This window comes from Pseudoalteromonas tunicata (assembly GCF_002310815.1).
Taxonomy (GTDB): Bacteria; Pseudomonadota; Gammaproteobacteria; order Enterobacterales; family Alteromonadaceae; genus Pseudoalteromonas; species Pseudoalteromonas tunicata.
This window is the reverse complement of the sequence record NZ_CP011032.1, coordinates 875,329-898,969: the sequence shown is the minus strand read 5'-3', so window position 1 is coordinate 898,969 and position 23,641 is coordinate 875,329. Positions and strand designations below refer to the sequence as shown.

The 23,641-nt window shown below is 41.2% G+C and carries 18 protein-coding genes; 7 read left to right on the top strand and 11 right to left on the bottom strand.

Annotation, left to right across the window (positions count from 1 at the left end; translation table 11 throughout):
• Nucleotide 1: 1 nt before the first annotated feature.
• The 4 genes from PTUN_RS04170 to PTUN_RS04155 all read right to left on the bottom strand — a co-directional run bounded on the left by PTUN_RS04170 (nucleotide 2) and on the right by PTUN_RS04155 (nucleotide 5,728).
• The gene (locus PTUN_RS04170; protein WP_009838448.1) at nucleotides 2-1,141 is read right to left on the bottom strand and encodes an imelysin family protein; all 1,140 of its coding nucleotides are present in this window, start codon (nucleotides 1,139-1,141) and stop codon (nucleotides 2-4) included.
• Nucleotides 1,142-1,164: 23 nt separating this feature from the next.
• Complete coding sequence (locus tag PTUN_RS04165) at nucleotides 1,165-2,565, bottom strand: di-heme oxidoreductase family protein (protein ID WP_009838447.1); 1,401 nt, start codon at nucleotides 2,563-2,565, stop codon at nucleotides 1,165-1,167.
• Between the two features lie 9 nt (nucleotides 2,566-2,574).
• Nucleotides 2,575-4,230 (bottom strand): di-heme oxidoreductase family protein, encoded by a 1,656-nt coding sequence (locus tag PTUN_RS04160; protein ID WP_009838446.1) that lies wholly within the window; start codon nucleotides 4,228-4,230, stop codon nucleotides 2,575-2,577.
• Nucleotides 4,231-4,312: 82 nt separating this feature from the next.
• On the bottom strand, nucleotides 4,313-5,728 hold the full coding sequence (locus PTUN_RS04155) for an imelysin family protein (RefSeq protein WP_040643835.1): 1,416 nt from the start codon (nucleotides 5,726-5,728) through the stop codon (nucleotides 4,313-4,315).
• A gap of 393 nt (nucleotides 5,729-6,121) precedes the next feature.
• Between PTUN_RS04155 and PTUN_RS04150 the strand changes: the two genes are divergently transcribed.
• Nucleotides 6,122-6,382 (top strand): DUF2999 family protein, encoded by a 261-nt coding sequence (locus PTUN_RS04150; protein ID WP_009838444.1) that lies wholly within the window; start codon nucleotides 6,122-6,124, stop codon nucleotides 6,380-6,382.
• A 67-nt stretch (nucleotides 6,383-6,449) separates the two neighbouring features.
• Here the strand turns inward: PTUN_RS04150 and PTUN_RS04145 are convergent, their stop codons facing one another.
• The 4 genes from PTUN_RS04145 to zntR form a co-directional block, all read right to left on the bottom strand.
• A complete protein-coding gene (locus PTUN_RS04145; RefSeq protein WP_009838443.1) occupies nucleotides 6,450-7,589 on the bottom strand; it encodes a PQQ-dependent sugar dehydrogenase in 1,140 nt (379 codons plus the stop codon).
• 86 nt (nucleotides 7,590-7,675) lie between these two features.
• Entirely contained in the window at nucleotides 7,676-8,545 is an 870-nt protein-coding gene (locus PTUN_RS04140; protein WP_009838442.1) for a polysaccharide deacetylase family protein, read from the bottom strand.
• A 165-nt stretch (nucleotides 8,546-8,710) separates the two neighbouring features.
• Nucleotides 8,711-10,009: an SO_0444 family Cu/Zn efflux transporter gene (locus PTUN_RS04135; RefSeq protein ID WP_009838441.1), complete on the bottom strand. Its 1,299-nt coding sequence runs from the start codon at nucleotides 10,007-10,009 to the stop codon at nucleotides 8,711-8,713.
• Nucleotides 9,993-10,406: a Zn(2+)-responsive transcriptional regulator gene (gene zntR / locus PTUN_RS04130; RefSeq protein WP_009838440.1), complete on the bottom strand. Its 414-nt coding sequence runs from the start codon at nucleotides 10,404-10,406 to the stop codon at nucleotides 9,993-9,995. The genes PTUN_RS04135 and zntR overlap by 17 nt, the downstream gene beginning before the upstream one ends.
• Nucleotides 10,407-10,532: 126 nt before the next feature.
• Here zntR and PTUN_RS04125 point away from each other — a divergent pair, with 126 nt between their 5' ends.
• The gene (locus PTUN_RS04125) at nucleotides 10,533-11,480 is read left to right on the top strand and encodes a D-2-hydroxyacid dehydrogenase (protein WP_009838439.1); all 948 of its coding nucleotides are present in this window, start codon (nucleotides 10,533-10,535) and stop codon (nucleotides 11,478-11,480) included.
• A 62-nt stretch (nucleotides 11,481-11,542) separates the two neighbouring features.
• Here PTUN_RS04125 and PTUN_RS04120 read toward each other — a convergent pair whose 3' ends face one another.
• A complete protein-coding gene (locus PTUN_RS04120; protein WP_009838438.1) occupies nucleotides 11,543-12,397 on the bottom strand; it encodes a putative protein with predicted kinase domain in 855 nt (284 codons plus the stop codon).
• Nucleotides 12,398-12,502: 105 nt separating this feature from the next.
• Here PTUN_RS04120 and PTUN_RS04115 point away from each other — a divergent pair, with 105 nt between their 5' ends.
• The 4 genes from PTUN_RS04115 to PTUN_RS04100 all read left to right on the top strand — a co-directional run bounded on the left by PTUN_RS04115 (nucleotide 12,503) and on the right by PTUN_RS04100 (nucleotide 17,810).
• Nucleotides 12,503-14,290 carry a DUF885 domain-containing protein gene (locus PTUN_RS04115; RefSeq protein WP_009838437.1) on the top strand — a complete coding sequence of 596 codons (1,788 nt, stop codon included), beginning with the start codon at nucleotides 12,503-12,505 and terminating at the stop codon, nucleotides 14,288-14,290.
• Nucleotides 14,291-14,392: 102 nt separating this feature from the next.
• Nucleotides 14,393-15,214 carry an MBL fold metallo-hydrolase gene (locus tag PTUN_RS04110; protein WP_009838436.1) on the top strand — a complete coding sequence of 274 codons (822 nt, stop codon included), beginning with the start codon at nucleotides 14,393-14,395 and terminating at the stop codon, nucleotides 15,212-15,214.
• 64 nt (nucleotides 15,215-15,278) lie between these two features.
• The gene (locus PTUN_RS04105) at nucleotides 15,279-16,862 is read left to right on the top strand and encodes an HD family phosphohydrolase (protein WP_009838435.1); all 1,584 of its coding nucleotides are present in this window, start codon (nucleotides 15,279-15,281) and stop codon (nucleotides 16,860-16,862) included.
• Between the two features lie 12 nt (nucleotides 16,863-16,874).
• Nucleotides 16,875-17,810 carry a hypothetical protein gene (locus PTUN_RS04100; RefSeq protein ID WP_009838434.1) on the top strand — a complete coding sequence of 312 codons (936 nt, stop codon included), beginning with the start codon at nucleotides 16,875-16,877 and terminating at the stop codon, nucleotides 17,808-17,810.
• A gap of 179 nt (nucleotides 17,811-17,989) precedes the next feature.
• Here PTUN_RS04100 and PTUN_RS04095 read toward each other — a convergent pair whose 3' ends face one another.
• On the bottom strand, nucleotides 17,990-18,928 hold the full coding sequence (locus PTUN_RS04095) for a diguanylate cyclase (RefSeq protein ID WP_009838433.1): 939 nt from the start codon (nucleotides 18,926-18,928) through the stop codon (nucleotides 17,990-17,992).
• A gap of 148 nt (nucleotides 18,929-19,076) precedes the next feature.
• Nucleotides 19,077-20,474: a PhoH family protein gene (locus PTUN_RS04090; protein ID WP_040643834.1), complete on the bottom strand. Its 1,398-nt coding sequence runs from the start codon at nucleotides 20,472-20,474 to the stop codon at nucleotides 19,077-19,079.
• Between the two features lie 245 nt (nucleotides 20,475-20,719).
• Between PTUN_RS04090 and rapA the strand changes: the two genes are divergently transcribed.
• Nucleotides 20,720-23,614, top strand: coding sequence for an RNA polymerase-associated protein RapA (gene rapA / locus PTUN_RS04085; RefSeq protein WP_009838431.1), 2,895 nt, complete (start codon nucleotides 20,720-20,722; stop codon nucleotides 23,612-23,614).
• Nucleotides 23,615-23,641: the final 27 nt, after the last annotated feature.

The window sequence follows — 23,641 nt, the reverse complement described above, 5'->3', positions numbered from 1 at the left end:
TTTAATCACCATCGTTAGAATTAAAGCTTGGGTTAAACCCTGTGGTTTGCACAAAATCGCTGGCCATGATAGTACGCAGCGCTTTGACTTTATTGCTCAAAGCCTTCAATTGCGCGCGCCCTTCGCTGGTTACTATCGCTTCTTCTAATGGCACGGTGATTTTCTCCAATGCCTCAAACACCTCAGCAAATGCACCTTTAATACTGGTATCTAAACTCTGAGCTTGATGAATTTCAATTAAATAATCATCAAAGCCATAGCTATTTTTCGCCAAATATACTTGCTCTAATGCTTCAAGATTGTGCTTAATATTGGCAAGTGAGCTTTGACTGCGAAATTGCTCTGCATTTTTTAACACCCCAGGTGGCAATACTCCTAACGCTTTACCTATTTTGTTATCAGTTATAATTTCGACTAATTCAAACCAATTTGTTAGCTGCTCTTCAATAGCATCTTGGGGTGAAACAAAATCCCCCGAGCCCTGTATGTACTGTTCTCGATAATTGCCCTGACTGGCACTCCAGCCATCAACAAGTTCTTGGGCAATACTTTTGATATTTGCAGCAACCGCCATGGTTACTAAGCAGCGTTCGCTCTTGTTTGGCGCACTTAACATGTTTTGCCCTGCCTGATCTGGATAAAGAAGATACTCTAAAGCAGGCAGGCCTTGACCTCCGTCTTGAGTTTGGGCAACAGCTTGTGCGGTAATTGGATTGGTAGCGAGTAATGCTGCAATACCTCGGGCTACTGCTGCGTTATTATCAGGCCAAGTTTGAAGGCGAGAATAGCGAAACTCTTTAAAAATAGGCCCAAGTTTCGTGGGCCGAGTGCTTTGCCAGCTGGCATTTAAGTTAAGCCAACTTGTCCGTAATACATCAAGGTCAGATTGCGCCGAGTTACTGAGCGAACAAAACCGAGTGGCTGCGATTTCAAATTCAGTACTATGTGCTAATAATTGTTGATAACTTGGTACAATAACCTCATCGGCGAGCGCAACCAATACCGCAGCCATTGCTTGATCTTTGGTTTTTACCACCACAACAGGCGGTTCCACCACCACTGGGGGTGTCTCTACTTTGTTGCTGCCACCACAGGCAGATAACAAGGATGTACTTATCATCACAAGTAATAATTGTTTCATGTTTGTTCCTGTTTATTTATGAATTAAATTTGCTCTAAAAAAAAGAGTAAGGCCGCACGTTCATGAGCAGGTAAGGCAACAAAACCTTGCTGTGAAGCCTTCGCCTCGCCACCATGCCATAAAATAGCCTCGCTAATAGTGCGTGCCCGGCCATCGTGTAAAAAGCCTTGATATCCTTGGATCCGTGGTTGTAATCCAATCCCCCAAAGGGGGGCTGTACGCCATTCACGGCCCGTGGCACGGTATTCAACTTTGCCATCGGCAAGCCCCTCCCCCATATCGTGTAAGGCAAGGTCACTGTAAGGCCAGATTATTTGCCCTGCGAGCTCTGGCAACTCGTAGTCGTTTCGTGTAACAAAGCTTGGCTGATGACACCCTTGACAACCTAATTGATAAAATAGTGTGCGTCCTTGCTGGGCTTGAGGGCTGTTTAATTTACGTGTCGGCTGCACTGCGATATGGGCACTCATAAACTCAGTTGTACGTAATAATTTCATCGGAATTTCAGGCGATTGCTCACCATGCACACGCTTTGCTTCTAACAAACAAGCGCTCTGTGTAGGCTGACAGGTTTCTTTGGGAAAATAGGGATTAGTGATGCCAATATCATTGATAAACGCACTGGCAATTTGTTGATTTAAGTTTGGGTGTAATCCTTTAAATCCAAAACGGCCAAGCTCAAGCTGCCCAGTTAGCACATTTGGCACCCGATTATAGCGTGCGCTGATCCCATTTTGATCCGCATCGTATTCATCTTCAAGAGCAAATAAATCTGCAGAATCAATCGCATCAAGCAATCCCATACCATAAATCGCAGGGGCATAACGTGGGGATAATTGTGTTGTTGCAGCCAGTGGACCTTGACTTAGATTTACTAATCGATAATGGGGCTTGCGTAATGTATAAGGAGCGCCGTCATCAAATTGACCTTCAATCATTTCATATTGCAGATTAATTTGCCCTTCAGCATCCAACTTAGGGTTATTTGTCGGAGTCAGGACCGCAAACGTCTGTAGCTGGGCACCATAGGTTGTATCGGCCAGTTGTTTTTCGCCATGGCCTAAACGAAACAACAAGGCCATTGGGCTAGAAACACCTTCTGCGGCCATCCGACCACGGCCGCCTCGGCTATGACATGCTTTACATGAACGCGCATTATATAACGGTCCTAAACCATCTCGATCTACGGTAATAGCCGGTGATGCAACCCAAGGATCACGAAAGAACGACAAACCATCCCAAAATTCTAATTCATCATCAATCGACAAATTACCCGATGGATGGATAAAGGTGCGCGTATTGATGCTTGCTAACGTCGCACTGCCGCCTGGGCGTAGCTCATTGAGGCTAAATTCGAGTACTTCAGGTTGTTTAGAACATGCGCAAAGACAACATAAAACCACTAATATAAATGCGTTTTTCATCCGTCAGACTTACAACGATGTTAAAAAGGTAAGTAGCTGCTGGCGCTCATTGGCGCTCATCGCTTTAAACTGGGCTTTAGCTTTTTCAGCCTCGCCACCGTGCCATAAAATAGCTTCACTGATATTACGCGCACGACCATCATGCAAATACGTTGCCCTAGCATTAACCGTATTAACAAGGCCAAGGCCCCACAATGGTGGTGTTCTCCATTCTGTACCACTTGCGCTACCTTCAGGACGATCATCAGCAAGGCCTTCGCAGCGCTGCACCCAATAACACTGCGCCCCTTGTGTACACGCCTCGCCTTGTGCGGTTTCACGCTCAATAGTGGCGCAAGATCCACCCATATCGTGGAGCAGCAAATCGGTATAAGGATAAATAACCTGATTGCTTAATGCTGCAATCGGTGTATGGCTTGGGGCAACTTCAAGCAAGCCTGCATCACCTAATAAACTGGCTTCAGCTTCACCGGTTTTATGACGAGGAATATGACAACTGGCACATTGGGCTGCAAAAAATAATGCTCGACCTGCAACAACATCGGCTTGCCATGTTTGATTAGCACTATCGAAACCTCGGCGCACCGGCACAGCCAATAACCGGTTATAAAATTCAACCTGTGCGAGCCCCAAAACACTTAAATCGAGGCCATCTTGTTCTTTATCTTGCTCAAGTTGCGCTTGCGCTATGCAAGCCGTTTGCTCTGAAGTACATGATTCTTGGGGTGCAACGATATTGGTAATACCCATATCCCCTCGATACGCACCTGATATTTGCTCAAGCACCGAAGTCGTAAGCGCTTTATAGCCAAAACGTGCTAACTTTTGCTGCCCAGAAATAGGTTCAGTTACAAACACAGCCCGACCTGAAATACCATCGCCATCAATATCATCCGGATCGGCATAACTGGTAATGCTTGCCTCTGGAATGGCGTGCAATAACCCTGAACCAAAAATACTCGGCGTCACTCGGGGCGATAAACGTACATCGGGGTTAAAATCGCCATAGGCAAGATCTTTGACTTTATAAATGGGTTTACGCAATTGGTATGTTTGGCCATCATCAAATTGGCCAGCTATCGTTTGATACTCGACCCACGCATAGGCTTCACCATAAGCAATACCTTCATCAATAGCACCACCGTGTTTTGGTAGTAGTCCTTGTGATTGGCCCTCTTTCATACCAAAGGTTTGAATTTGATCGCCATAAATTAAATCCGGGTTACCTTGCCCATCACTAATGCGTAAAAACATGCTCGTCATCGCTTCATCGGGTGAACTTGGCACTTCTCCTCGCCCATCTTTGATGTGGCAACCTTGGCATGTTGGATTATTAAATAATGGCCCTTGACCCACATGCACCCCACGAAATAAATGATCGCCCGACTTAAACACCCCATCGAGCTCAAAATTGCTGCGAATAGCCGGTGCTGATTGACTAAATGCATCCTGATTAATCACTTGCGTTGTAACCTCTCCACCAGCCAAGTGCTCCTTTGGATCTGGCGTTGTTGCACTTAAAGGTGCTAAACCATCATCAGGTTGCCCCGGCATCACGATTACCACAGGCGGCGATACCACCTCAGGTGCCTTACCTTGACTACCCGAACCACCGCACGCACTGAGCACTACAATCATCGACAGTAACAACGCATTTTTTTTCATCATTAACCTACATACCCTGAAAAATAAATTATGCAAAACGCAAAAAGCCCATCCAATGGATGGGCTAATCTACCAGCTAAATTTAACCGCCGAATTCGTCCGTATCGCCTTCTAAATCACCTGTAGTTACGCCTAAAGCTTCAATCACTTCTTTAATTACCTGCGTTTGAGTTTTTAGTGCTTCAATGGTATTTGTTACTGCACCTTTAAGTTCAGGTTGTTGAATTTGCACATCAAATGAATAGCCAAGTTTTGCTGTTGTATCAATGACCGCGGCTTTAGCCATGGTATCTTCAAGCGCACCACGTAATTTATTCGCAAGTTCTGGCTTACCCGCTACAACCAGTAAATTATAAATACTTGCACCTTGTAATACTTCACCATCAAAACGAACGTATTGGCCGTTAAAGGTATTTTGAATGCCCTTGGCATTTAAGAAAATGTCACGATGGGTATTATCAGAAAAACATGAATGCTCATCTTCTTGTGAGTCAGTACGAAGCGCAATACTCATCCGTTCGCCCGCTAATTCGCCATAACTTAAGCGCCCCATACCTTCTAGAATTTTAGCCAATGATTGTTTTTGAGTTTCTTCTTTAATGAATGCTTGATAATGAAAACCGGTTCCCGGTGTCCATGCATCAACCACTGATTTCAAATCATCAATCAGTAAATCTGCTGCTGCAAGTAAATACTGACTACGACGAATACAAATGACATTGGCAGCCCCTGCTTCACCTGAAGTACATTGGCCCATTTGATTGCCAACCGTATAAAAATCACTGGCTTTACGATAACCTGCTGAATAATCGCGGTTAGCTGTGTAAGTACCATCGGCGTTTAAATCTTGACCCCACAATAAAAACTCAATCGCATGATAACCAGAAGTGACATTAGCTTCATCATCACCACGTTCAAACTGCGCTTGAATAGTTGCTTTATCTATAACCGGGAAACTATCGATATCGGCAATGATATTTCCGCCAGCTGGCAAGGTACTTGGATTTTCAGGGTTTTGTAATCCATCCATATCTTGGGTGTAATCAATCAGCGCTTCGGCTAAAGGCCATGCATTAATCGCTCCCTCTGGGCCCGCTTCAGGTGCTAATACCCAGTTACCCGCAGCATCTTGAGTTAAATTATCAATTGGACCTTCACGAAAACGAAATACCTCAGACTGACCATATGGTTCGCGTGCTGCTAGCCATGCTTTTTTAGCCAGCGAAAAGCTTTCATCACTTGGATTGGCAACAAATATAGCTAATTGTTCTTTAAGTGCTTTTGCAGCAATTAATGAATCAGCATAAACAGCATATGCGTGTTGCGCATTGGTTTTTATCACATCCTGTGTGGTTACAAACACACTTGTTCCATTAGCGCCATTTTGCCCCGCGACACCTTGAGCACCCGCTATTCCATCTTTTCCATCATCACCACCACAACCAGCCAAAACAGCCGCGGCGACAAAAGATAGTGCGATATTTTTTATTGTATTCATTGCGTTATCCATACACTTTTAAATGATAATAAATCTTATTTAAAAAGATGTTACACTTAAATACAAAACAGATCAATAATGATAATAAATATCATTTACATAACTAATTGAGTGAAACTTAATTTATCTTTAATCTCAGCAAGAAACTTTTCAATATCAAAATCAACTACATTACAAGACAAACAGAGGCGCTCAAAGCCAATTAAAAACAGGAGGTAACGCTAAAATCCAAACATCAAGCGATGTCAGACAAGCATTAACCCTCTCGTTTTTTATTAGATCAAAAACTCAGCCACTATATTTTTCATAAAAAAAAGTAAACGACTTTAAACTTGCACTATGTGCCCATATAAATAAGCTATAAACATTATTTAATTCGCAACCAAGGCCGTTATGAATCCAATTATCGCAATTTTAAAAGAACACAATGTTAGCGAACAACAAACTCACGAGTTGTTCCAGTCTTTCACCGAAAATCCATTTATGGCGATGACCTTAGTACAGCAACTTGGCATTGCACCTGAAAAGCTGCAGCAACTTATGGGTCTGGTGATGACGCAACCTAATTTAATTAAAGAAGCCATTGAAGAGCTAGGATTAGATTTTAGTAAATTAGAAGAAGCAAAAGAAAAACTAAAAAGCCAACAGCAGTAAGTTTGCCAGCTTAAAGTAAAAAGGTTGAATTAGATTCAACCTTTTTTATTTAATAGATAGATTCGTATTATGATTTAGGTAGCAAACGCTTTACACCTTGGCCATCAAGACCTACATATAAATAACCATCGTGACCTTGTAATAAACTACGAACTCGCCCAACGCCTTCAAACACTTTATCTTGTTTTATCACTTGGCCATTTTTAATTTCAAGGGCACTGATAAAGCTAAACTTCATTGAACCGACTAATAGTTTGCCCTTTAAACTTGGGTATTTATCACTATTTACATATGCCATACCGGAAGGTGCTATCGACGGAGTCCAATGTAATACTGGTGCTTGCATGCCTGATTTTTCAGTTAAGTCAGTAAAACTCGAACCATTATAATTAACGCCGTAACTAACCACTGGCCAACCATAATTTTTATTAGGGGCAATTAAATTAAGCTCATCACCGCCTTTTGGACCATGCTCATGGGCCCAAAGTGTGTTTGATGCAGTATCAAACCACATGCCCTGTGGATTACGATGACCATAAGACCACGTCGCTTGTTTGGCTGTTGGTTGATTTACAAAAGGATTATCGCTTGGTACGCGGCCATCATCATGTAATCGATAAATTTTTCCACCATCACGAGTTAAATCTTGTGGATTGAGATCTCTTGCACCGCGGTCGCCAATTGAAAAATACACATACCCTTTACCATCAAAGGCAATACGACTGCCATAATGCTGACCCTTTTTAGTATTACCTTCGCCTTTGTACAGCACTTGCTGCTCAGTTAACAGCCTATTTTTAGTATCAAGTTTGGCGCGCATTAAGGCTGTATGACTGCCCTCCCCCGCTCCTTCTGGGCTTGAATAAGTCAAGTAAAGCCACTGATTAGTCGCAAAATCAGGATGCAGTGCTAAATCTAGTAGGCCGCCTTGACCATTGGCGTGAATTTTTGGCAACCCAGATATTTCAATTGCTGTTAAACCATCGCCTTGAAGCAGTAATTTACCACTGCGCTCGCTAATTAATAACTTACCATTGGGTAATTGCACCATAGCCCAAGGAATAGGCGCGTTATTAGCCACCAGCTCAGAACTGTGATTTACTTCAATACTTGGCAATTGTGTGTAATCTGTTGCAAATACTGAAGTTGCAAACAAACTGGCAGACAGTAAAACAGCGTTATTAACATATTTAGCAGGGTTTATCACAGTAACTCCAAAGCATAACCGTTTATGATAACCCCGACTTTAGCATAATAATTACTCAGAGATATGCGGTTGAGATGAACGGCCAATTACTGAGTTAACTTTCTTTTTTGTTCAATATAATCAGCAACATTTGCCACAGTGTCGAGCCAAAAACCATTTTTAGGATCGTTTAAATAGCCAATTAATTGCTCTAGCACTTTGGCATCCACCGTATACCAATCCCCCTTTCCAACCTCGTGGCCAGCCAATACAATCCATGAATTATTGACTCGCATAAATTCGATTTGCTCTTTGAGCTGCTCAAAGCTCATACCATCCATACGCACCGCGGCCACTTGGGCCATATCGACATAATTTGGGTTGTTTCCTGTTTCATCATTCCACGTACGACCCACTGTAAATTTTTGCGCCACCAGCGGCACATAGCTTTGAGTTTGTGTACCTTGCCCAACAAAAGTATGGCCGCACGGATACGCAAAACCTGTGGCTGTTACGCCCAGTTTATCTTCAATATAGCGATTGCCAATCGCCATATCTTCAGCCAACCAAGCTAAGTCAAGCTGCTCTAACCCTAACCCTTTTTGGCGCAGCCATTCAAAATTACCACTACACACATGATTAGCTGTATGGTTCGCAATTTCATGACCGCTTTTAACTGCTTGTTGCCACCCGCTTAAGCGTTCTTCAACCGCATTGGGCACTACATAAAAAGTTGCTTTAACGCCGAGTTTATTTAGCAAAGGTAGACCAACATCAATTTGACTAAAACGAGCATCATCGAAACTTAAGCTAATGGCGTTTTGAGCTTGATTAGGATAGATAAAGCCTTGGTAGGCATCGGCACTAACACTCACTTTTTTGGCGTGCGCTAACCCAGTGGTTTCTTTGGCATTAACAGGATTGGTAATAAATACACTTGATAAAAACAACGCAGAGCAAAGTAAATTTAATTTCATTGGTGGTATCTCCTAATTTTTACAGATAAGAAATATCACCATGTTTTGCTTGCTTTTGATATGCAATAAATCTGAAGAAAAGCTGAAGATTTGGCTGTTTAAATTAAAATGACAAACTTTATTTAAAAACAGGCCAGAGAAAAAGTCTCTAGCCTGTTTTCATAGTTACACGTTGCGAGCCTGCATTTTATTATCGATAAAAATAATGGCTAATCGAACTAACAATCCGGCAAGTAACATAGCAGCGCCTAACTCTAACCAATAAGGTAATACTTCATGGCCATGAGCCATCGTTGGTGCAACCACCAAGCCATATTCAGCGACTAAATAATCAGTTAAATAACCAAATACCAGCGCCATACCAATTACTCCTGTTAAATAGGCTGCAACCGCACGTTTACCGAGCTCTTTGCCCACCACGCCTAACGTTGCAATGTTAGTGGCAGGGCCTGCTAGCATAAATACCAAGACCGCACCTGGTGAGACCCCAGATAACAAAAGTCCTGCCGCTATTGGTGTCGAGGCTGTTGCGCAGATATACATTGGAATGCTCACCAAAACCATGACTGTCATCGCCAATAATCCCGTGCCCCACTGCGCTAAAAACCCTTCAGGTACATAGGTTTGTACTAACGCGGCAAAAAACAATCCGATCAGTAACCACACTGCGGTATCTTGCAGCAACTTAGTGGCACTAAAGTGAAATGCTTGTTTAAGTTTGGTCCACTGCGAGCTAGTTGTGGGGGTCGCTTCATGACTATCACAACAACTTGCGACATCTTCTGTTATCAACGCTTCATCACTACTCGTTATAACAGGTGCGCAGCAACTTGTTTGTTTACTTTCAGATTCATCCCTTATAACCATATCGGCCTTAGTACTCGCGCAACAACTGGTCGTTTTTGGCTTAACTTCAGCTTTTGGTGCGCAGCAACTAACTGTTACTTTTTCATCCTCTTTTACGACCTCTTTTACCGCTGATGGGCTGCTCGCTTTGGCCGCGCAGCACGAAGCACTCTGTTTCTCTGAAGGCTGATGAGTGTGGTTATCACTTTTATGCTCATGTTTACTCTCTTTGCCCACCAGCAAACCTGCTGTGATTGCACTAGCAATGGCAGCAATGGGCCGAATAATCGCCATAAATGGGCCTAATAAAACATACGATACTGAAATTGAATCAATGCCCGTTTCAGGCGTTGAGACTAAAAATGCGGTAGTGGCACTTTTTGAAGCACCAGCGCGGCGAAGACCAATTGCAGCAGGGATCACCCCACAAGAACACAGAGGCATTGGCGCACCAATCAGGGCCGCTTTTACTGTGGTCCAAAATCCTTCTTTACCTAAATGCTTATTCAAAAAGTCTTTAGGTAAATACACATTTAACAATGCCGCAATAAATAAACCAAGCAACAGCCACGGCGCCGACACCATAAACAGCTGCCAAAAATTAGTTAATAGTGTCATCGACATTCTCCAAAGCAGATAAAATAGAACAATGCTGGGCTGATTCTTCACCACCACAACATGACGCATGTAATAAATTTAAAGATTGATGAAACCGCTGTAATTCTGCAATTTTTGCTGCAACCTCAGCCATTTTATCGGCGGTAAATGTTTTTATTTCGGCGCAGCTATGGTTTTCTTTTTCAACTTTAATTGCCAATAACTCTTTGATTTCATTTAACGTAAACCCCACGCTTTTAGCCCTGAGTACAAACTCAAGTTGCTTTACACTGGCAGCGTCATAAATTCGATAACCCGAATCGGTTCTACCACTTGCGCTTAACAATTGATTCTTTTCGTAATAGCGCAGCGTATCTGTTGAAACAGCCAATTGTTTTGCGAGCTCACCTATTTGCATGTTCATCACTCCTTTTCGAATAACAACTTGGCTTAAGAAATAACGGGTCGCCAAAGTATTTGAGCTGAGTATAAAGCTTAGAGTAAACTCCAAGGTCAATAGTTTCTACGAAAAAATTTAAATAAAATGAAAATTGTAATTTTAGATCACGCAACCCTAACCACAGGTGACATTGCCCCGATAAAAATCTTAGCGAGCAGCTTAACGTGCTTTGAACACACCAATGTAAATGATGTATTAGCGCGCTGCCAACAAGCCGATGTCGTGATCACCAATAAAGTGGTACTAACAAAAGAAATACTTACGCAATTACCAAACTTAAAGCTTATTTGTATTGCAGCAACCGGCACTAACAATGTTGATTTAGAGGCAGCAAAAATAGGCGGTATTGCAGTATGTAATGTAGCGGGTTATTCCACCGCAAGCGTGGTGCAACATAGTTTTAGTTTATTGTTCAACCTACTTGGCAATACTCATCGCTATATTCAAGATTGCCAACAAGGCTTATGGCAACAAAGTCAGCATTTTTGTTTGCTCGACCACCCTATTGATGAAGTAGCTGGTAAAACTATCGCCATTATTGGTTATGGAGAGCTCGGTAAAGCCATGAGCCTGGTCGCAAATGCATTTGGCATGAAGGTGCTCATTAGCGAACGTAAAAATCACACGCCAAGACATGGCCGAGTCGCGTTTACTGACGCCTTACAACAAGCCGATATTATATCTTTGCACTGCCCCCTTACGGCTGAGACTAAAAACCTGATTGACCAAGCTGAATTTGCACTGATGAAACCAACTGCCGTGTTATTAAATACCGCACGCGGTGGCATTGTGAACGAGCAAGCCTTAGTTAACGCATTAACACAGCAACAAATTGCAGGCGCTGCAGTCGATGTATTAAGCCAAGAACCCGCTCAACAAGATAACCCACTAGTTAGCTACACAAAGCCAAATCTACTGCTAACCCCTCACATTGCGTGGGCCAGTCAGCAATCTGTTAGCCGACTATTGGCGCAAATAGCCCTTAATATCAATGCATTTAGCCAAGGCGAAAATCGCAATCGAGTGGCTTAAACACAGTTAAAATATCTAACAACTCAAATCATTGTTTCACCTAAGGTGCAATGATGATTTAATTACACCAATGCCAGCTGATGGTTGGCTAATACATCAACTATGATATCGGCTTTTGCTGGTAAACTTTTCAAAGCATAGCGCGTTAAACGCTCAAAATACGCAATAAAATCTTGTATTTGCTCATCACTTAAACCTGATCCCGTTTTAGCAATTAGTTTATGTTCTTGTTTTTGTCGCCATGCTAAAACATGATTAAAATCGCTCATTCTTAAATAAATCAAATGTTCAAACAAAGCGAATAAATCTTGATACGCTGCCGCTAAATGCTGATTAACGAGTTGACGAAAACGGCCATCTGCGTCACATGTTTGTTCAAAATGATTAACCGGTGTTAGCAAGTTATTGGCAGGCTCGGCTGGAAGGCCCACACACCAACCTTCAAAAATCACCACATCTTGCGGTTCATCAACAGATTGCCAAAATTCTTGGCTAAAAACACAATCTTGGCTTTTATCAAATCGAGGGATCAAACAAGGCTGCTTGGCCAAAAGAGCGTTAACGTCAGCAATTGCTTGTTTTATATCATGAGTACCAGGCACTCCACGGGTGCGAAATAACGGATGATAGTGCTTGGCGACATCAGCACGCTGTTTGGGCGAGTAATAATAATCATCAAGCGACAGTACTAGCGCTTTTTTCTGTTTTTCCCACTTAAAATATGCAACTAAATAAGCACTTAAAGTCGACTTACCTGAACCTTGCGCACCATTTATTGCCAGCAACCAAGGCTTTGGCACTCTATGGTGTTGATATAAATTTAAAATGCGCTGCACTACAGGCTCAATTTGATAAAGGTAGCTGTGTGGCAACTGATACTCATTTAAAAAATCTAACTGCCATTTTGCTATGCTCAATTTCGGTTACTCATCTTAATTTGTTGCTAATACAAAGAAATAGGCTTTTTTATTTAGGACAAATACCTTATAACTGATCATCGTTTTTTACTCGAGCCCTTTGTTATGAACACACATTTTTTAAAAAAAACCACATTAGCGATATCGTTAGCGGCCACCCTAGGTTTAACTGGTTGTCAAATCAACCAAAGTACAACAACACCGGCCGTTTCTGCCGCTCAAGTACAGCAAAACTTTGCTGATTATTCAACGCAATTTATCGAGCGCTTGTGGCAAGAAAACCCTGAATGGTCTTTGTGGGTAGGTTACGGTAAATACGACCATATTTTAACAATTCCCAATGCCGCCAGTCGCGAAAAAAGCCTAGCATCCACCCAAGCTGAACTTGCAAGGTTAGCAACATTTGATGTTGAACAACTCAACCAAAATCAAAAAACAGATTATTACCTGATTAAAAACATGCTCGATAAAAACATTTGGCAGCATACCAAATTTAAAAGTTGGCAGTGGGATCCATCAAATTACAATGTGGCAGGTGCCTTTGCAAAAATCATTAATAGCCGCCTTGAAGCTGAAGATAGCAAATTGCAAAAAGTACTAATGCGTATGGAAAACGTGCCAGCGTACTACCAAGCAGCACAAGCGAATATCGATACTCCGACGCTAGAATTTACTCAGCTCGCAATTTCACAAAACCAAGGTGCGTTTTCGGTTTTTTCTGATGACTTACTGGCTCGCGCGCAAAAATCAGGCTTAAGCGATAGCGATAAAGCCCTTTTCGTTGAACGCTTTAATACCTCAAAACAAGCGGTTCAAGGCTATATCGACTTTTTAACCGAACTTGAAAAAGAACTGGTTGCAAACAATTCAGCTCGTTCATTTAGAATTGGTGAAGCCTTATATGAAGAAAAATTCGCTTTTGATATTCAATCGGGCTATACCGCCAAACAAATGTATCAAAAAGCGCTGGATGATAAAGCGCGCGTAACGCAAGAAATGGTGCAAATCACCACACAATTGTGGCCAAAATATTTTGCTGACCAAGCAATGCCAAGCGACACCAATCAAGCAATAGCAAAACTAATTAACCACTTGGCGGTAAAACATGTTTCTGCCGATCAATTTGTGCCTGAAATTAAACGCCAAATTCCTGTGCTTGAAAAATTTGTTCGTGAAAAAGATTTAATCACTTTAGATGCCGACAAACCGTTAGTTGTGCGCGAAACACCTGATTATATGCGCGGTTTTGCAGGCGCATCAATTAGCGCACCAGGCCCTTACGATAGCAAAGAAAATACTTACTATAACGTCACCCCCCTTGATGGCATGGGCGCGGAACAAGCTGAGTCTTATTTAAAAGAATACAACCACTGGATTTTACAGATTCTGAATATTCACGAAGCAATTCCTGGGCATTATGCACAGCTGGTTTATGCTAATCAGTCACCATCTTTAATCAAAAGTATTTTAGGTAACGGTGCCATGATTGAAGGATGGGCAGTGTACACCGAACGTATGATGCTCGAAGAAGGTTATGGTAATTTTGAGCCTGAAATGTGGTTGATGTATTACAAATGGAATTTACGCGTTATTTGTAACACCATTTTAGATTACAGTATTCAAGTATTAAACATGTCTAAAGAGCAAGGACTTGATTTACTAATGAATGGTGCATTCCAAGAGCGTGCTGAAGCCGAAGGCAAATGGCGCAGAGCGACCTTAAGCCAAGTACAGTTAACCAGCTATTTTAGCGGTTACCGTGAAATTTATGATTTTAGAGAAACGCAAAAACAAAAATTAGGTAATGATTTTAGTTTAAAGGCATTTCACGAAGCGTTTTTAAGTTTTGGCAGCTCACCGGTCAAATATATCAAACCGTTAATGGACAAATAGGCCATTTTTCACTATAAAACAAGAAGGCTGAGCCTTCTTGTTTTCTTTTAGCTCAATGACTTAGCCTTGTGATTTCTTTAAATAATTACAAGCGAAATAAAAATGAAAGTAACCTTTTACGGTACCCGAGGCTCCATCCCTACCCCAGGCCCCAATACAGTGATTTATGGTGGCAATACGGCATGCGTATTACTAGAAGCAAATAATAAAAAACTCATTCTAGATTCAGGCACTGGGATCCGCCTGCTAGGCGAACGATTAGCAAAAGAAACCGACTCTATTCATATTTTACTCAGTCACAACCATTGGGATCATATTCAGGGTTTTCCTTTTTTTGTCCCCGCCTATCAAGCTAATCGTACAATTCATATCTACAGCGCACCGACAGAACCGATGCAACCTAAAGCGATTTTAGAACAAATGGAGCGCAGTTTTTTTCCAGTGCCACCTTCAAAACTCAGCGCCAAAATTCATGTTCATTCACTCACTGAAGAAGTCGCTAATCTCAACATTGTTGGATTTGAAATAATTACAAAAGCCATCAATCATCCAAATGGAGGTTTTGCTTATAAAATTAGTTGTGATAATAAAACAATTGCCTATGTAACTGATAACGAGCTGTATTCTAAAGATAATTTAAAAACAAGTTTGAGCCAATGGCATGCTTTTTTAGCGGATGTCGATTTATTGATCCATGACGCTCAATACACAGACAGTGAAATGCCGTCCAAACTAGGATGGGGACACTCATCGATAGCTCAAGCAATTACACTGGGTCAAACAGCAAAAGTTAAACAATTAATCCTCTATAGTCATGCACCAGAGAGAACAGACAACGAACTCAATGCCGTTCTTGCGCAGTATGATAAGAACCAGCCAATGCAATTTGATATTGCAAAAGAAGGTCAGGTAATTCATTTATGATTATTCAAAAAATCAGAGTATTTAGAGCTATGCTTAACACTGGTAAGTTGAGTCAGGTTTTCTCATGCCGTTACTAAATAATGACGATGCATTAAAGGAGCTATTAGCCCTAAGTTATCGCGTATCAACTGAAAAAAACACCACCAAATTACTCGAAGATATCTTGTGTAGTGCAAAAGCACTCACTCATGCCGATGGCGGCACAATTTACTCAATCACTCCAAACCAAGAGCTTAAATTTGAAACCCTGATCAACGACTCTTTAGGCTTATACATGGGAGGCACATCGGAAAAACCAATTCCGTTTAACCATATTCCCATTTATATCCAAGGCGAAGTGAACAAAAATGCGCTCGTTGCTTTAGCTGCAGCAACACAGCAGCCAATTATCATTGAAGATGCCTACCAAGCGTGCTCTCACGATATGAGTGGCGCCCGAGCAATGGATCAAAAAACAGGTTATAGAACAAAATCAGTCCTTACCGTACCAATGCAAAATCATGAAGGTGAAATAAACGGCGTATTGCAACTAATTAACGCCCAACATCAAGGAGAAGTTGTCCCCTTTAATCAACAAGAAATCGACTTAGTACTTTCGATGACATCCCTTGCCGCCGTAGCGCTCACTAACAAGCAACTCATTAATGAGATGGAAGTATTATTTGAATCCTTAGCGAAAGTAATTGCGCGCGCTATCGATGAAAAATCACCTTATACCGGCGGACATTGTCGACGAGTCCCAGAATTAACCATGATGCTAGCCGAAGCGGTAAATAAGGCGCAATATGGTCCTTTAGCTGATTTTGAACTCACAGAACCAGAAAAAAACGCACTAAATGTTGCAGGATGGCTGCACGATTGCGGCAAAATAGCGACTCCTGAATACGTCATGGACAAAGCAACAAAACTACAAACCATTTTTGACCGAATTGAATTTGTTGATGCAAAACTCGAAATTTACGCCCAACAACGTGAACTTCAAGCACTTAAATATCCAGAATTAAATATAGATTTACCATCAGAATTACAACAGCTTGCCGAGGATAGAGCCTTTTTACAAACCACCAACTTAGGTGGTGAGTTTTTACCTAATGAAAGTGTCGAGCGTATTCAACAACTTGCCGAAAAATATCACATCACCATAAATGGGATTGCGCAATCCGTCTTTACTGATGATGAGTTACAGTGTTTACAAATTCAACGAGGTACATTAACAGCCGCTGAGCGTACCATTATCAATCATCATATTGATGTCACCGTGATGATGCTTGACTCGCTGCCTTTTCCAAAACATCTTAAAAACGTGCCTGAATATGCCTGCGGGCATCATGAAAAAATGGATGGCAGCGGTTACCCCAAAGGATTAACCAAAGAACAAATGTCCCCCCCTGCTCGAATGATGGCCATCGCCGATATTTTTGAAGCATTAACCGCATCCGATCGCCCTTATAAACCAGGTAAAAGCTTAAAGGAATGCTTAAAAATCATGGGGTTCATGGCTAAAGATAGCCACATAGATGCTGATTTATTTAATATTTTTATTAAAGAAAAAGTGTACCTAGAGTATGCGAAAAAATTCGTCCCTAACATTGCCAATGAAGAAATTGACGAATCTGAAATTCCGGCTTATGTTTCGCCAAACAAATGAGAGGCAACACTCGTGGTTAAGTTGATTATTAGCCTCCTGTTAGCGATTAGTTACGGCTCAGCATTAGCTGCTTTTGAATTGACCGAGCAAACACTCGAGAACAGCATTGTTTATAATTACCGCTGGCAAGATGCCAATGATCAACCCCAAAGCTTGTCTTTTGAACTCGATAGTAATGTGATCAATAATGCCAATCGGCGCTTTAAACGTTATGAACCAAATTTAGTACTAAATTCTGTTTATCAAGCACTGCTTGATAAAGCCAGCACTTACAATCCCCGTGAAGTTAAAATTAAATTTAAAAAAAATCATAATAAACTCAGTTATAGCATCACAACGAAAAAACCAGAATTAACCCGTGAAGTTCGATTAGCACTCAGTAATACCGAAAAAAATGCTCAACAAGCATTGCTAAAAGACTTGAGTTATATTGCATTTAATAGCCCTTGGTATGGCAAAAGCATTAAGGTTGATCATGTGCAATTTGCCGCAGAGGCCATTGAACAAATAACACCGATAGCAGATGCCATTAAAAGTCAGCTTCAATACCACCGACCAAGAGATGTGATTAATTTTACGCTCAATTGGGTGCAATCAATTCCCTATCAAGCACTCGAAGATAGAAAAACATCCAATGGTTCAGGCTTTAATCCACCGCTTAAAGTCATTAGTGAAAATAGTGGCGATTGTGATAGTAAAATGGTGCTACTAGGAGCTATTTTAAAAAATATTTATCCTCGCTTAAGTATTGCTTTTATTTACTTACCCGAGCATGCATTAATAGGATTTCAGTTACCAAAGTTAAAAAGTGACGAATTCACAGATATTGAAGGGCTGCATTATTTACTGGCAGAACCTGTGGGGCCTGCGCTTATTCCATTGGCCGAAATTGCTCCAAGTTCAGCGCAATACGTTAATACTCAAAGTTATTATCATGAGTTATTTTAACCAATAGCAACGAACTAAATAGCCTCTGCTCCGGAGAAAAAACGTTCCAAAATATTAAATTAAAAGTACTTATCTAATTGATTTTTAACCAGTGATTTTAAAGATAACAAGATGGATTGACGCGTCAACAGCAATAGGGGTAAATCGCAAGTTAATTCTGCGCTGTTAGCGTTGCAACGTTAAGTATAACTTTTAACCTGATTTCGACCTGAATCTTTAGCTAAATAAAGTCCTTTATCAGCCATTTCAATTAAACTCTCAACACTGTTTACACCGTTTAAATTCGAACTTGCAACCCCAATACTAATAGTGACAACCGAGGCTGTACTAGAAAACTTATGAGGAATTGATAAATCATACACTGCTTTTTGTAACCGTTCGGCTTGTTTAATCGCATCATCTAAATGACAAGGTGAAAACACCGCAGCAAACTCCTCTCCACCATATCGAGCTACAAAATCACTTCCTCGTTGGCACAGTGATTTTAATGTTGATGCCACCATTTTTAAACACTCATCACCTGCACGATGACCATAATTATCGTTAAATAATTTAAAATGGTCGATATCAATGAGTAACATTGACATCTCTTCACCTGAACGGGAGGCACGGCGCCATTCTTTGGTAATATTTTCATCAAAAAAACGACGGTTATTAATTTCGGTTAACCCATCAATAGAAACTAACTTTTCAAGTAAATCATTTTTTTGTTTAATTGTGAGCTGGTTTTTAACTCGCACTAATACAATTGGTGGACTGAATGGCTTGGTTATATAATCCATCGCCCCCATTTCTAGGCCTTTAGCTTCATCAGCATGAGAGTCATTTGCAGAGATAAAAATAACAGGGATAGACTGAGTTTGCGGTGAGTTTTTTAATTTTTTTAAAACCTGATAGCCATCCATTTTAGGCATTTTGATATCAAGTAAAATTAAATCAATCGTATTTGAGGACACGACATCCAACGCTTCTTGGCCATTACTGGCAGAGAGAACACGGTAATATTTTTGTAGTGTTTGTTTTAATACCACTAGGTTTAATGGATCATCATCAACAACTAAAATTAACGCACGTTCCATTTGTTCCCCAATGTTATCTAGTTTTACCATTTCGATCATTCATACCACTCAGATAACGAGTTTATCTAATAGCTAAGTCTTACTATAAAGCTAAATATTGATATTACTAAAGTAATTATTATAAATTTTTCAAATTGTTGACCATTTGATAACAGACACGGCAAATGCCGTGTCTGTTATCACCGTTTTATAAATTTTCTTCAGCGAATGCCGCTAAACGGCTACGTACAACTCCATTTAAGTTAACCGTGGCACTGCCTTCAAAGTTTTTAAAGCGCTCAACCAAATAAGTTAACCCTGATGTAACCGGTGTTAGGTAATTACTGTCTATTTGTGCCAAGTTACCAGAGCAGATCAGTTTTGTACCTTCGCCACAGCGGGTAATAATGGTTTTAAGTTGCGCCGCTGTGAGGTTTTGGCTTTCATCTAAAATCACTATTGCATTTTGAATGCTACGTCCACGCATAAAGTTAACCGACTTAAACTGAATATTCGCTTTTTCCATAATGTAGTTGCGACTTGAAACCGGATTTTGGTCGCTTTTATGTAGCACCTCGAGTGAGTCGGTGATTGCAGCAAGCCAAGGCGCCATTTTTTCTTCTTCGGTACCGGGTAAATAGCCAATTGATTCAGCAATCTCTGGCGTATTTCGCGTCACAATGACTTTATCGTAAATACCTTGCTCAATTACAAGCTCAAGCGCGCAGGCCAATGCAAGTAAGGTTTTACCGCAGCCAGCGGGACCGGTTAAAATCACCAAGTCCATATGAGTATCGAGCAATGCATTCATCGCCATTGCCTGATAAATATTTTTAGGCCTAACCCCCCATGCCATACGAGACATCAGTCGCTCATGGCCTAAATCAAGCAAGGTCACATCTGTATCTGTAAACGACTCAACTCGAGCAGCAAAGTGCCCCGTCTCATCAATTAAATATTCATTAATAAAGACTTCACCAATTAAATCTTTGGTCACCGTATGGTGTAGTTCTCGCCCATCTTGATCGCTTTTACACTGCCCCACAGTTTGCCAAAAATCACCACTAAATTTTTTATAACCTGAGCTAAGCAAACTTATGTCATCTATAAGTTGATCAGTCCGATAATCTTCAACAAATTTAAGTCCAGCTCCTTTGGCTTTAAGACGCATATTGATATCTTTGGTGACAAGCACCACTTTGACATCTGGATGCTGATTTTGCAGATGCACAGCACTATTGATAATACGATGATCATTTTCATTGCCCGGTAACCCTGAAATTTCTTCAGCAAATAAATGATCATTCACAATGATCAATTTACCATTTTGCGCTCGAGTATCTACGCTAGTACTTGGCAGCGCCACCCCATCAATCATCTGTTCAGGAGTCGCGTTATGCAAAATACCTTCTAAAGAGCGAATTGCAACACGTGCATCACGACTGACATCCTTTTTGCGATCTTTAATATGATCGAGTTCTTCTAATACCGTCATGGGGATGATTACATCGTGTTCTTCAAAAGATAAAAAAGCGAGAGGTTCGTGGAGGAGTACGTTAGTATCAAGTACATACATTTTTTTTTCGTCTGTTTGCATTTTTCCCATAAAATACCTTCCTTCTGTTTTATGATTTTTCTGCTTTACTTCAAGTTTAGTCTATTTCTCAAAAGAGGCGTTTTTATTACAATTTAGTAATAAAAAACTGAGTCAAATGAAGGCTGTGGTTACATTTAATACATAACCCCACTCGCTTAAAGGTTAAAGGCCTTCAGAGAGTAAAAATAACAGGTGAAAGGCAGGCTTATTAGGGGTAACATAGCCGCCTTTTTTCAAAAGGGTCAAGAGAGTCGATGAATTTTTCCTTAGGTCAGCGTTGGATTAGTGATACTGAATCAGATTTAGGGCTAGGTACGGTTGTTGCGGTTGAAGGCCGTAACGTTACTATACTTTTTCCAGCCACAGGCGATAACCGCCTTTATTCCATTCAAGAAGCGCCTGTAACGCGTGTTGTATTTAATCCAGGGGATAAAATTCGTTCTATCGATGAGTGGGAGTTGTTAGTTGACTCTTGCACTGAACAAAATGGTATTTTGTGTTATCACGGTACTCGTGTTGATACCGATGAGCCGGCACAATTAAAAGAAACTTTTTTAGATCATTTCATCAAATTTAACCACCCACAAGACCGTTTATTTGCAGGGCAAATTGACCGCTTTGAACGCTTTACTTTGCGTTATCAAACTTGGCAGCACCAGCATCAAAATCAACAATCCTCTTTGCGTGGCTTAGTTGGTCCTCGCGCGAGCCTAATCCCGCATCAGCTTTATATTGCTGAAGAAGTCGGCAAACGCTTTGCACCAAGAGTATTACTCTCTGACGAAGTAGGTTTAGGTAAAACTATCGAAGCTGGCATGATCATCCACCAGCAACTATTAAGCGGACGAGCAAATCGTATTTTGATTGTGGTGCCTGAAAACCTTCAGCATCAGTGGTTAGTTGAAATGCTGCGCCGTTTTAACTTAAAGTTTTCGATTTTTGATGAAGAGCGCTGTACCGAAGCGTATGCCGATTCATTTAATCCTTTTGAAACAGAACAGCTCGTTTTAGTAAGCCTTGAATTCATCACCAAGAAAAAAACCTGGTTTGAAAAAGCAACCATGGCAGATTGGGACTTACTAGTGGTTGATGAAGCGCATCACTTACGTTTTGACAAAAATAAACCAAGCACCGAATACCTGCGCATCGAAGCGCTCAGCCAAGATATTAAAGGCCTTATTTTATTAACTGCAACGCCTGAACAACTTGGTCACGAAAGCCATTTTGCCCGGTTAAAACTGCTTGATCCCGATCGTTTTTATGATTACGACGCCTTTGTTGAAGAAGAAAGCCATTACAAAGAAGTAGCCGATGCCGCCAATCAACTATTGGCTGAGCAAAACATAACAGCACAAGCTCAAGAAACTCTTGAAGGCTTGTTATCGCACACAAACATTACCGAGTTATTAGCCAAAGTATCGCAAGGTGATGAACAAGCACGTAAAGAAATATTATCTCAACTACTCGATCGCCACGGTACAGGTCGCATTTTATTTAGAAATAGCCGTTCGGGCATTTGTGGTTTCCCAGAGCGAAAACTCAGTGCTCACCCAATGACCATGCCAAAACAGTACCAAACGGCTATGTCAGTGATGGGCAACTTAGGTGGATCACCAAGTGCCGAAAAAAGAGCGCTTCGCGCCCTTTTCCCTGAGCAAATTTATCAAGAATTTGAAGGCGGTAGCGCTACATGGGCTAAATTCGACCCACGAGTCGATTGGCTGATTGATAAATTGTTAGAGTTAAAACGCGAAAAAGTACTAGTAATTTGCGCCCATGCACAAACAGCTTTAACTCTTGAGCAAGAGTTACGTGAACGCGAAGCCATTAAAGCGGCCGTTTTCCATGAAGGCATGAGCATTATTGAACGTGACCGCGCAGCAGCATTTTTTGCCAGCGAAGATAATGCAGCTCAAGTTTTACTGTGTTCTGAAATTGGCTCTGAAGGACGTAACTTCCAATTTGCCCATACCTTAGTATTGTTTGATTTACCACTTAATCCCGATTTATTAGAGCAACGTATCGGCCGCTTAGACCGTATTGGTCAAACCGAAGATGTGCAAATTCATGTGCCATATTTTGCTAATACCGCACAAGAAGTCTTGTATCGCTGGTATCACGAAGGGATCAATGGTTTTGAGCATACCTCAAGCACAGGCCAATTACTGTATCAGCAATTCTCAGAAGAATTACTTGAACTTATTGCGACTCACAATTGTGATGAAGACGAACTCGACCCATTACTTGAGCAAGTTGAAAAGCAAAACAAAGTGCTGAAAAACAAAATGGAACAAGGGCGCGACCGTTTGTTAGAGCTACATTCAAGTGGTCAAGGCCGTGCTGAACAATTAGTTGAAGCCATTGCAGCTCGTGATAACGAAACACATTTGGCGATGTTTATGATCAAGATTTTTGACGTATTTGGTGTCAATCAAGATGATAAAGGCGAAAACAGCATTGTACTGCACCCCAGTGAGCACATGTTAGTGCCGTCATTCCCATGCTTAAAAGACGATGGCATTACGGTTACCTTTGACCGTGAAACTGCACTTGCGCAAGAAGACATTCACTTTATTTCATGGGATCACCCTATGGTACAAGGTGCGATGGAGTTGATTGCCGATGATAACTTTGGCTCAAGCTCAGTGGCATTACTGAAAAACAAAAAGCTGCCTGCAGGCACCTTTTTTGTTGAGCTGATTTATATTGCCGAAGCAACAGCACCTAATTCGCTGCAAATTGGTCGTTTTTTACCACCAACACCGATTCGTATTTTGCTCGATAAATCAGGTAATAATCTTGCAGCGAATGTCGGCTTTGAAGGATTTAACCAACAACTTTCAGCTGTTGGTCGCCAAACGGGTAGTAAACTTGTCAATGCACTACAACCGCAAATTCATAGCTTAATTACCACAGCACAAGGTTTGGCAGAGCAACAAATGCAAGCTCTCAAAACAAGCGCACAAGCGAATATGGAAGTCGCGCTTGCTGATGAAGTTGCTCGTTTGACCGCTCTCAAACAATGTAATCCAAATATCCGCGAGGAAGAAATTAGGTTTTTTGTGAAGCAGCAAAATGATTTAGCCCAACACATCGATAAAACCCAGCTCAAATTAGACGCTATCCGTTTAATTGTTGTGTCTCACTAAGCATTTCACTAAAATGGCCGACTTCTA

Coding starts and splice junctions, on each gene's coding strand:
- PTUN_RS04105 (WP_009838435.1), top strand. CDS start 15,279: ATGCCGTTACTAAATAATGACGATGCATTAAAGGAGCTATTAGCCCTA.
- PTUN_RS04140 (WP_009838442.1), bottom strand. CDS start 8,545: ATGAAATTAAATTTACTTTGCTCTGCGTTGTTTTTATCAAGTGTATTT.
- PTUN_RS04160 (WP_009838446.1), bottom strand. CDS start 4,230: ATGAAAAAAAATGCGTTGTTACTGTCGATGATTGTAGTGCTCAGTGCG.
- PTUN_RS04135 (WP_009838441.1), bottom strand. CDS start 10,009: ATGACACTATTAACTAATTTTTGGCAGCTGTTTATGGTGTCGGCGCCG.
- PTUN_RS04110 (WP_009838436.1), top strand. CDS start 14,393: ATGAAAGTAACCTTTTACGGTACCCGAGGCTCCATCCCTACCCCAGGC.
- PTUN_RS04125 (WP_009838439.1), top strand. CDS start 10,533: ATGAAAATTGTAATTTTAGATCACGCAACCCTAACCACAGGTGACATT.
- rapA (WP_009838431.1), top strand. CDS start 20,720: ATGAATTTTTCCTTAGGTCAGCGTTGGATTAGTGATACTGAATCAGAT.
- zntR (WP_009838440.1), bottom strand. CDS start 10,406: ATGCAAATAGGTGAGCTCGCAAAACAATTGGCTGTTTCAACAGATACG.
- PTUN_RS04165 (WP_009838447.1), bottom strand. CDS start 2,565: ATGAAAAACGCATTTATATTAGTGGTTTTATGTTGTCTTTGCGCATGT.
- PTUN_RS04095 (WP_009838433.1), bottom strand. CDS start 18,928: ATGATCGAAATGGTAAAACTAGATAACATTGGGGAACAAATGGAACGT.
- PTUN_RS04090 (WP_040643834.1), bottom strand. CDS start 20,474: ATGGGAAAAATGCAAACAGACGAAAAAAAAATGTATGTACTTGATACT.
- PTUN_RS04115 (WP_009838437.1), top strand. CDS start 12,503: ATGAACACACATTTTTTAAAAAAAACCACATTAGCGATATCGTTAGCG.
- PTUN_RS04150 (WP_009838444.1), top strand. CDS start 6,122: ATGAATCCAATTATCGCAATTTTAAAAGAACACAATGTTAGCGAACAA.
- PTUN_RS04155 (WP_040643835.1), bottom strand. CDS start 5,728: ATGAATACAATAAAAAATATCGCACTATCTTTTGTCGCCGCGGCTGTT.
- PTUN_RS04170 (WP_009838448.1), bottom strand. CDS start 1,141: ATGAAACAATTATTACTTGTGATGATAAGTACATCCTTGTTATCTGCC.